We start from the raw sequence: 10,712 nt of genomic DNA on the forward strand, positions 1-10,712 counted from the left end.
CAACGCCAGGGCTTGATCAGCATCCGCGATCAATGGATGAAAGCGCATGGTTATACCTGAAATCGTCGTGTGCTCCCTTCTTATGAACCGCCTGGTGCGGACCCGCATGCCAGGTGGTGTGGGGAGGGCGGGCTAAACACCCGCCCTTACCCGATTACACGGCAACTTAACCACTAAAATACGATGGGAACTCGCCAATACACTCACTTACAATCTGATGGTAGGTCCTTAATATATCGGAATCGAACACTTCCGAATCAACTCCTCGACCATTAAGAACAGAACCAAGACGCTTGCAAACCTCTCTATCAACATAGCCCTGAGAATAGAGCCACATTTCAAGGCTATTTGACAGTCCAAGTTTTAAACGTGTTTGCAAGCTCCTAAGAAGCTCCAATACATTGTCGCCCAATCCTTTACCCTCAGCCACATCAGCTATTGCCCCGACATACAACATAGAATCAAAAGAGAGTGCACCGTCAGCCAATTCTACTACGTGGTCCATTTTAATAGCTCTTTGCTGCGACCCCGCTTGATAATAAACGCCTGATTGAACCAAGTGACCATGCAGATCCGCGTAGCTAGTTCCTGAAATCCATAATTTTGCAAATTCTAATATTACGTATTCAGGCTTTATTTTGAGAAACATCTTGTTATTATTGAGCTGAGATAGCAAAGGCCAGCAAATCAAAAGTAGTTCATCTGAGCTTTGAGCTTGTGCTATTTCACCCCAATTTTCATCAAGCCAGTTTTCGATTAAGAATAGATTTTTCAACCCCAGCAATGATTTTCCGAAGAATGCTCTTTTCTCTTCGGGCACGGAAAGAACTCTACCTGCGATAAGTGAAAATGCCGTCCGTAGCTGTTGTTTCTGATCTTCGTCTGACAAAAAATAAGCCAATGTTCCTTGGGCCAACTCATCAAAGAACGTTTGAGGGGCACCTGGATTGTCTTTCAAATAGGACAAAAAATAGCTTTCTATTGCTTCGATTAAAGCTTCTTTATAATCCATCTGATCCAGTAGCGAACTGATATCAATAGCATTTTGATTTCCTGCATCTATACAGCTTTGTCTATAGACGGCGGGATTTGCGATGAACTGGATAACATCAACATTAAGTTCTGCAAAATCAAAAGACGAGATCAAGTCCAGTAGGCTACTAGCACACTCCTCCGCATTAGTAAAATCGAGCAAATGCATCGCTCTTTGCCATCGCCAGCTTTCACGAAAATCATTGCGCTTATCAAAAACATCTGTGTCCGCAAAAATGACACTCCCTTCGGTATGGTATCCAGCTCTGCCTGCTCGCCCGATGAGATTGTGGAAGTCTCGCGTGGTGATTTCTTGTCCTGCTTGAAATGTACTTGAAACAACTAAATACCTAATTGGAAGATTCACACCCTGGGCAAGGGTTGAGGTACATACTACCAACACTGACTTATTGGATTCCATTGCCCACTCTACAGAAACACGGATACCATTCGGAATGTTGGAACTATGCGGCAATATTCCAAAGGAAATCGAACGAGTAAATATAAACTCATCTCCAAAATGCAAACTAGAAAGGTACGCAATTTTTTCCAATTCGCGTTGATCGCTAGAAATGCTCGGTGGTGGTAAAGCAAGCCCTCTATCGTAGTAATCAACTAGAAGCTCGCATATTGATGTGACAGTACTCTTTACACCGCAGAAGATAGCAACAGGACCCTGATGGCATAATTTAACCCCTAAATAAGCTGCGACGCTGGAATTATCGTTTTTTGCAGGAAAAAGACGAGCATTCCTCTCTCGACCTCTCGTTCCAAGGTTTACTTGCTCAATCACTCTAGGAACGAAAAAATCTCTATCTGCTTCACGATCTTGATCGATGTATTGAAGTTGACCCATTGCGGTTTGCCAGCTTGCGAAGGCTGTACTTCGTACAGTTGGTAAACATCCTGCTCCTTGAATCTCAATACCGGCCTCTCCATTAAGCCATTCACCAATAGAGTTTGCGTTAGCCATTACTGCGGAGATCAAAACCTTCTGGACGTCATCACCTACGCGGGACTTGAGGTAGGCCATTAATAACTCGTATGTGACGCCCCTCCTTCCAGTGTCAAACTGATGCCCTTCATCAAAAATAAGCAAGCCAATTGAGTCAGCTAAAGCAGGTTCATGCCTCAGAAGATAAACAAGTTTCTCCGGTGTGGTAACAACAATAGACTTGGTCGCTATTCCATCCTGAGTGGCTTCTCCTATTAAAAATCTTATGAGATCGTCGTCACTATCGGAAATATCCAGAACATCTTGCAATTCATTGATATTTACTTCTTCACCCTCGAACGCCTGCTGAAATGTAACCGTAATCTCCCTGCATAAGGCTCTAAATGGCGCGACAATTACGGCAACGTCAGAGCGCCCAGACAAAAACGAGCTTCTAATTATTAATTCTGTAGATTTTGTCTTTCCTGCACTCGTGGGCATTTGCACAACAGCAGATACACCAGAAAAAACTCCTTGCTCGCCTAGCAACCTCTGAGCAGGCCAAAACTCTTGAACAAATGTCGGCTTAATAATTACACTAACCCATTGTGTTATTGGAATTTGCGTATATTTCGGCAAACAGACTATTGACGAATTTTCTAGTTTTCGTAGCAAGATAGAAGAAATAATGTCGGCAAACAGAAGCTCTCTATCAGAACCTTTCTTGTACACTTCATTCCTCAAGGCCTGTATTTTCTGTTTAAAGCTCTGGGCATCAAGTGTTAAACCAAAGAAACTACGAGTGGCGTAGCCGACATCATCTATTGCCTGTGTTAAATAGGTTTCTTTAACGCGATACCAATCCTCTTCGAAGTTAGACTTCAATATCCATATCAGAATTCCCTCAAGATTAGTATCAGTGAGCAGTTCTGTCTTATAGACCAAACTTTTGGCCAGAACGATGGAGCTACCGGGCATGTTCGCTAAATAGTAAGCCGCCGAACCTATAATCTTTAGATAAATAGTCATCTCATCAGCCAGATGAGACTGAATCAAAGCATCAAAATATTGCCCAACTGAGATTAGCTCAGACTTTAGCTCTTCATGCTCATCAGTCTCTTCAACCTGTTGTTCCCCACGAGCTTCGAGAGCTGACAGGTCGCCCAATATCCCTATAGTCGTAATCAATAATTTACGCGGGTCGACAGGTAGCTCTATATGAGATGCTTCATCAATAGCAAATTCATACATCTTTGCTTTCGACTTTGTAATTGCCAGCATTTTCTTTGAGGACGACTCAAGCTTCATTTGCTGCCCTCTCGTATAGAGCATGAACCAAAGACATCAATACAGGGCCTCTAATCACTATCATCTCCAAGTACGTTGGGGATGAATGCTCATTAGTTGAAGCTTCAGCTAAAGTTTCGACGCAACATGAACTATCAGTTAAAACCGCTGCGGCCCCAAAATTTGTTTTATATGGGTGGTCAACATTTTTTTGGAATCTTGAGATGATACCCATTCCAGCTAGATCTCTCTGATCATACAGCCTTTGCTTTGCACCGTTTAATGACTCCGCAAGTCTAGCCTCATCCTTTGAACTGTCGTCAATTGCGGTTTGCAAAGTGTTTTTGACATTGTTCTCAGAAAGACGAGCCTTGACCTCGTATATTAATAATTCGTCTTTTCTGGAGGGAGTTTTATTCTTTTGCTTAAAACCCAAAACATCTGAACCCTTGGATGACTCATTACCAATTATTTTCCGGTCGTAGCGAGTTCTTGGAACATAGTAATCGTGGAGAAACATCAGATAGTCAGCGATCAATATTTCAGCAAAATCTCCAGCACGGATACTTGGTCCAGGGCTTTTAGTTTTATGCGGAAACTTTAGATTTAACAAATAGTCTTTTTTTGTCTGCCCTTCAGGTTTGAGTATCTCTATTTCATCATCACTGCAATAGTGATTCCTGAAATGCCTTGCCCAGTGTGACATGACCTCTTCATTGGCTACATCGTAAGCGAACTCATATACAGGGACGTTCTCACCTGTTGAAATAGCGATTACTTCACCAGTATCGTGAAGCCACTGAATATGTTCTTTAGTCCATGGCATTTGCAGTATACCGAGTCCTTCTATGTTTAATTATTCGTGTTGACCAGAGTGCCAATCTCGACAGGTGCCGTGTAACGCTTGGTTAACCCGCAAATTGCGGAGGGCGCAGCCCGGAGTAATTTGTCGGGTTGAACCACTCGTGTACGCCCGGCATGGGCATGAACTGATGGGGTGAAAGTCCCCTGTAGGAGTACCTGTGATGTCCACACTGTGGACCAACGTAACTACTAGCCGACGGCAAGGGTAGCCCCGTGAGGGTCTGTCTGGAGGAAGCCCGAGCGCAAAAGTGCGAGCCGACGGACAGAAATCGCATATAAGGCTCAGTCCCCGGGCGAGTCAGCACAAGGTGACAAAGCCCATCAGGTGCAGGGGATAGGGTAAATGCGGCGGTTGTGCACTGAAAGTTCATGTCCTTATCCGGGGAGATCTGTTCCGCATGCGGCCCGTGCCGCCATGGGAGTCGAACTGAGGCCCAGTCCGAAAGGACTGGATACGCCATCGAACCCTACCGTGGCTATGGTCGCCATGGGAGCCGGACTGAGGGCCAGCCCGAAAGGGCTGGGCATCCCACCGGACCCTACCGCGACCCGGGCAGCGCGTCCAACGGCAACGTTCGACGTGACGGAGCAGAGGTCAGCCGAGGCCATAGTAATCGCACGTCCGTGGACGGGCTTCGCGGTGAAGGGCCGAACATGAGAAGACAAGGCGGAGCCGTGGATTGCTCGGACGCGTCGTCGAACCCGTCCGGGGGAGACGCGTCGCGGCGTGATACGTTGCTGCCAGCCTTGCACGACGACCTGATGGAGCGGGTGCTGGCAAGCGAGAACATGCGACCGGGCATGGAAGCGGGTGAAAGCCAACAGGGGCACCCCCGGTGTCGATGGGATGCACATCGAGGACTTCCCTGAGTTCGCATGTTCGAACCTGCCGGTCATCCGCCAAGCCTTGCGTGATGGCACGTACCGGCCACAACCGGTGCGACGAGTGACCCTTCCCAAACCCGATGGGGGCGAGCGACTGCTTGGCATCCCGACGGTGACGGATCGGGTCATTCAACAGGCCATGGCGCAAGTTCTGGGACCGATCTTCGATCCAGGATTCTCGGATTCGAGTTTCGGCTTCCGACCCGGACGCTCCGCCCATGGAGCACTGAGGCGGATACAAACCCATATCGCTGATGGCTACCGCATCGCCGTCGACTTGGACCTGGCGAAGTTCTTCGACACGGTCCAGCACGACATCCTGATGGCCCGAGTGGGCCGCAAGGTGCGCGATAAACGGCTGCTGGCGTTGATCGGCGAGTATCTGCGGGCGGGTGTGCGGGTCGGGGATACCCTTGAGGCAACGGCGATCGGGACCCCCCAGGGTGGCCCCCTGTCGCCCTTGCTGGCCAATATCCTTCTGGATGACCTGGACAAGGAACTGGAAGCGCGAGGGCATCGGTTCGTCCGCTATGCGGACGACCTGCTGATCCTCGTGCGGAGCCACCGCGCCGGGGAACGGGTCATGGCGAGCGTGTCTCGCGTCCTGACCGGCACCCTCAAGCTGGTGGTCAATCCGCACAAGAGCCGCGTGGTCAGGACCAACGACTGCCAATTCCTGGGATTCACCTTCCGGGGAGCAAAGCTGCGATGGTCCGAGCGCGCCTATCAGGACTTCCGTTACCGGCTGCGAAAGCTCACCGGCCGGAGCTGGGGCGTGTCCATGGACTACCGGCTCAAGACGCTGACGGAATATGTCCGTGGTTGGATGGGCTACTTCGGCATCTCGGACTACTATCGGCCTATCCCCGAGCTGGACCACTGGCTGCGACGCCGTATCCGCATGTGCTACTGGAAACAGTGGCGCGGGGTGCGAAACCGTATCCGCCACCTGCTGGCTATGGGAACGCCAAAACGTGCCGCCATCTGGACAGGCATGAGCTCCAAAAGCTACTGGCACCTGTCCCGATCCCTCGGCACCCAGACTGGGATGACCAATGACTGGCTGAAACACCAGGGCTTGATCAGCATCCGCGATCAATGGATGAAAGCGCATGGTTATACCTGAAATCGTCGTGTGCTCCCTTCTTGTGAACCGCCTGGTGCGGACCCGCATGCCAGGTGGTGTGGGGAGGGCGGGCTAAACACCTGCCCTTACCCGATTAGACCCGACTGATTACAGCGGGCAGTTCGCTTTGCCGTCACCCGCGTCTCCGAACGTATTCGTGGAGCCGCTGATAGCGGGCGTCTTGCGCAAGTGGTGGTGCGACCTGCGCGATCTCGTCCAAGCATTGACCCAATTCCCTGGGGAGCCACTGTTGGTCGGCAATCACGGCATCCAGCAGGTTCAGTGCATCCATTGGGTATCGGCTGCACAAACCCGATTCGTACAGCAGGTGTACGACGTAGTGCGGATGTTCAATCGGTTGTAGCCAGTCCCGAACCGCCGCCAAGGCCGCCGGGAATTCGCCACGGGCGGCGATCACCAAACGCGTCAAGGACTCGGCGATTCGCGGGGTAGCCAAATCGCGGGACTTTGGCCAGATTTGTTGCCAGAACGGCTGGACACGGTTTTGCCAGTAGTCCTCACGTTGATCGCCTGCACCCTCAAGCGCCTGGGAGAGCGCCTGCGCGGCTTCCTCCAGGCCTTCTTGTGGGAGCGCTACAATCGCAGATCGGAACTCATCTACGGTGTATCCCTCGGTCGGGCCTAATGCTGCGTAGGTCAGGAATGTCGCGAATTGCTGGCGGTGCTCGCCAAGATCGGCATAGTGGTTTGCGCTATCCAGAAATTCCGCCTTGAAGGCTGTCAACAACGGCTGGTACAAGCGCGGCGACCAGAGGAAGCCTTCCCACACGGATTTTGCTTCGACGGGGTTGGCCCAGCCAAACAACGGCAAAAGGTGCTGTTCGGTCCATGGGCGGTCTACACGGAAAAACGCGATCAGCCGCGAACCTAGCAAAACCCGACCGTGGCGAAACCGATCCACCTGCACATCGCACAGTGCGGTGAATATTGGCCTGATATCTGCTGGGAGCAGATCGTTGTCGTTCGGATTCTGCTTGAACCACAGGTTGATTAGAGCCTGCGTGACAAGCCCGATGGGATGGTTAATCGCAGAGCCGACAGGGTCATAGGTCTCGACGCCGTTGCGGATGATGCGAGAGCCCGAGCCAGCTTCCAGCGGCAGCGCCAGCACGCGGCGGCAAAGGTTCAGCAGGATATCCTCATGGCGGCTGATGGACTTGGATGCAGCCTGCATCCACCAGGTCACTGCGTGGTCAATCTCCAGAAGTACAGCATCGGGCATGGTGTGCGCCAACGGTGCAGCATATCGCCAAGCTCGCAACACCATGCCCTCTTCGGCCCAGGCCTGCAGGGCTTCGCGCCACCGGTCCCCAGGCCACACACCATCTCGTGCCAAATCGCACAGCGCAAAAAAACTGTGGAAAAAACGTGTGCGGCAAACGTCACGCCACGTGTCGTCGTAGAACGGTCTTCGTTCGGGTACTGGCTTTGCGAGCCATTGCACCAGTTCCTGCCGCTTGCGGGGCGCAATGTCGACGTCCCGGCTGTCCTCGTAATCCGGATCGCCGGTGCCACTCATCCAATGCGAAAATTCGTCACGCTCATTAGCTGCCAACTCCCATTGCGGATAGGCAATCGAAATTTCCGCCAAGCGCGCCGCCGCAGGTGCACCCAAAACAAGGCCCGAGGTGTTCAGCTTAGCCAGATGCAGCCAGACGGAACGGGCCACCAAGTCTCGCCACTGATCTGCTTCCAGATCATCCCGGTACATCTCACGCGGCGGCCCCGCCAAGACGGCAGCCTCCAAGCGCTCCTGAGCCCCTCCTGTCAAATACCGCCCCTGCAGAACGAAGAGCCTAGATACCTCGCGCCCCGTATCTGTAGACCACAGCCACCACGCATCGTCTGCCAAAAGCCAATCCACCCACTGTTTCGGCGGTATGCAATCGTCGTGGCTCGCTGAAAACAGGGCCAGGCGTTTGAAGGTAGGGTATGGCAACTCGAACCAAGCCTGGGCGATGCGTGTGGCGCGCGTGCTGTCGTTGGTGCGAACCCCCAGCCACGCATCGCGCAACAATTCGATTAGGCTCACCCAGTCGCGGAAGCCCCGGTTTTGCCAGTGGGGTGTGATGGAGGGCAGGTCCCAGTGCGAGCGATCGCTACGTTCGTCTGCCTCGCCCAGCTCACACAACAGGTCCAGTGCATCGCGCAGCAGTTGCTGGAAATCTTCAAGCAACTCCGGCAGAGCGGACCTCCATGGCTCGTCGGCAATGTCGCGCAGGGTCGAATGCACGTGATCGGCGGTCAGGACGAGCTCCCAGTCGACCAACTGCTTAATGCGCGTGGGCTCGTCAGCGTTATTCGAATCGTCGTCGCCCCAACGAAACGGTTTCTTCAACGCAACCTTCGGGGCGAGCAACTCGCGCAACTCCAGACGCAGCGTGGTGGTCAAACCTTCGCGCTTCAGCCGGCCTTGCCAGCGATACAGATCCGGATCATGCCAAGGGGACTTCACACGACCACTGAGCAATAGGCACCACAAGGTGCGCATCAGGGGGCCGGGGATAGCCTTGGGGGCGTGCAAGCGGATTTCATTGAGTTCGGAGGTCTTGCCATCACGTTCCAGTGTGGCAAAGCGATCTAGTTCATGTTCGATCAGCCACTGCCAACGGTCGTGCAATTGCCCACCGCGTTCTGCAATCCATATGACCAGTCTTGGGTCATCCAGTTGGCGCACCAGCCATCGGGCCAGATGGTACATCACGTCATCCCATTGGCTGCCAGTGATACCACCGGAGGCAAGTAGCATCGGCGGTGCGCGGTCATAGGGCGCTGGGCGGCGAACCAAGCTGAAATGCAGTTTGGGGTCTACTTCGTCAAGTGGTGGCACGCCAAAGCGAGACAGATCGCCATGTTTGAATCGCTCGTGCGCGAAGGGCTCCAGCAGCCAGTCCAGTGAAGGCGCGGGATTGAAGTCGGCGAAGCGCTTGGCCGGTAGCCCTGATTTATCCGACAAGGCCCACAGCATCCGGCCGACAAAATCGTCCTGCCGCGTGCTGTCTTGCGGCTGGGCCAACGCGTGTTTGACGACAATTGCTTCTTTACCCTGTACGCCGTCGCGGTAGGTGTCTGCCCAAGCGTGCAGAGTTTGATGCAGCAAGGAATGGTCGTAGCTGCCGGCGCGTATATTGTAGAGAATGGGCGTGACGCCCTTGGCTTCCCATTCGATGGTTTTTCGGTTCTCCTGCCCTGGTTCGCAATCACCTAGCGCCCAGGCCTGGGGTGTGACTTCACCCAGCATCCGGTCGGCCGCCAGCGCATCCATCATGTAGCGCAGCACCGGGTCGTTGATGCTGTAACCAACGAAGCAGACCACATAGTTACGGAACAGCTCGCTCACGAAACGGGCCGCCCAGCGTTCGGTGAGGTAGGCAAGCCCAAAATCGCCGCTGGTGACAACCAGCCGGTTCAGTGCCGTGTCGTCCGCCCTTTCTGGCAGCAAGCCATGCAAGTAAACCAGCCCATCCCAACGGCTATTCTTCGGAATCGGCAGCATCGGGGCTGCGTAGGCCTGGAACGTTTGGCCCGTGCGTTTAGCGGCCACGTGGAAGATTCGGTCGAAGTTGGTGGTGACCAGCCGTAACGCACCCTCGCGGCTTCGAGCCAAGCGCAACAGCGCCGCCTGCGTATCGGTGGCACCCTTGCGGCGGAGCTTCGGCTTCAGCGCCTGCGCCAGGGTTCGCCGAACGGCCAGACGCTGTCCAGGCAGGCGCCGCTCCAGCAGGTCGAGTGTGGCGTCGAACTGCCCGCGCTCGAAAGCCTCACGTTCGATGTCCGAGAGTGCTGTACCGTTCAGCCGATAGATCTGCTCCACCAGCCCCTTAAAGCCCGGCAGCCCTGCGGGATAGGAAATGCCCGCGCCGCAGAAAAACACCACGCGGCCGTCCTCGTGCGCCTGCAAGAGCGCATCCGGAATATCGGGGCCGTTGGTGATGAACTGCATTCCTTCTGATTCCTACCGAAAACGTGCGCGCATGCGAGCTCCTGACGCCTCATCTGGTCTAACGTCCACCATGACCCGCGAGGGATAGCGCAGAGCGAAGCGGCGCGCTATCCCTCGTCGCGGTCTATGGTGTTGTGTACGCCCGGCATGGGCATGAACTGATGGGGTGAAAGTCCCCTGTAGGAGTACCTGTGATGTCCACACTGTGGACCAACGTAACTACTAGCCGCCGGCAAGGGCAGCCCCGTGAGGGTCTGTCTGGAGGAAGCCCGAGCGCAAAAGTGCGAGCCGACGGACAGAAACCGCATAGAAGGCTCAGTCCCCGGGCGAGTCAGCACAAGGTGACAAAGCCCATCAGGTGCAGGGGATAGGGTAAATGCGGCGGTTGTGCACTGAAAGTTCATGTCCTTATCCGGGGAGATCTGTTCCGCATGCGGCCAGTGCCGCCATGGGAGTCGAACTGAGGCCCAGTCCGAAAGGACTGGATACGCCATCGAACCCTACCGTGGCTGTGGTCGCCATGGGAGCCGGACTGAGGGCCAGCCCGAAAGGGCTGGGCATCCCACCGGACCCTACCGCGACCCGGGCAGCGCGTCCAACGGCAACGTTCGACGTGACGG

At 53.9% G+C, this 10,712-nt stretch carries 4 protein-coding genes; 1 reads left to right on the plus strand and 3 read right to left on the minus strand.

The window, feature by feature from the left end:
• Positions 1–166: 166 nt before the first annotated feature.
• Together ECTHA_RS19250 and ECTHA_RS19255 are read right to left on the minus strand one after the other, a co-directional pair.
• A complete protein-coding gene (locus ECTHA_RS19250) occupies positions 167–3,274 on the minus strand; it encodes a DEAD/DEAH box helicase (RefSeq protein ID WP_084306644.1) in 3,108 nt (1,035 codons plus the stop codon).
• Entirely contained in the window at positions 3,264–4,079 is an 816-nt protein-coding gene (locus ECTHA_RS19255) for a Hachiman antiphage defense system protein HamA (protein ID WP_084306646.1), read from the minus strand. The genes ECTHA_RS19250 and ECTHA_RS19255 overlap by 11 nt, the downstream gene beginning before the upstream one ends.
• An 885-nt stretch (positions 4,080–4,964) precedes the next feature.
• Between ECTHA_RS19255 and ltrA the strand changes: the two genes are divergently transcribed.
• On the plus strand, positions 4,965–6,128 hold the full coding sequence (gene ltrA / locus ECTHA_RS16725; RefSeq protein WP_244875611.1) for a group II intron reverse transcriptase/maturase: 1,164 nt from the start codon (positions 4,965–4,967) through the stop codon (positions 6,126–6,128).
• A 133-nt stretch (positions 6,129–6,261) separates the two neighbouring features.
• Here the strand turns inward: ltrA and dsr1 are convergent, their stop codons facing one another.
• Positions 6,262–10,092: an anti-phage defense-associated sirtuin Dsr1 gene (dsr1, locus tag ECTHA_RS0102240; RefSeq protein WP_025282197.1), complete on the minus strand. Its 3,831-nt coding sequence runs from the start codon at positions 10,090–10,092 to the stop codon at positions 6,262–6,264.
• Positions 10,093–10,712: the final 620 nt, after the last annotated feature.

Origin of the sequence: Ectothiorhodospira haloalkaliphila ATCC 51935 (assembly GCF_000633935.1) — a bacterium.
Classification (GTDB): domain Bacteria; phylum Pseudomonadota; class Gammaproteobacteria; order Ectothiorhodospirales; family Ectothiorhodospiraceae; genus Ectothiorhodospira; species Ectothiorhodospira haloalkaliphila.

What these genes read in the sequence shown, in the direction of transcription:
- dsr1 (WP_025282197.1), bottom strand. Translation starts at nt 10,092, where the DNA reads ATGCAGTTCATCACCAACGGCCCCGATATTCCGGATGCGCTCTTGCAG.
- ltrA (WP_244875611.1), top strand. Translation starts at nt 4,965, where the DNA reads ATGCACATCGAGGACTTCCCTGAGTTCGCATGTTCGAACCTGCCGGTC.
- ECTHA_RS19255 (WP_084306646.1), bottom strand. Translation starts at nt 4,079, where the DNA reads ATGCCATGGACTAAAGAACATATTCAGTGGCTTCACGATACTGGTGAA.
- ECTHA_RS19250 (WP_084306644.1), bottom strand. Translation starts at nt 3,274, where the DNA reads ATGAAGCTTGAGTCGTCCTCAAAGAAAATGCTGGCAATTACAAAGTCG.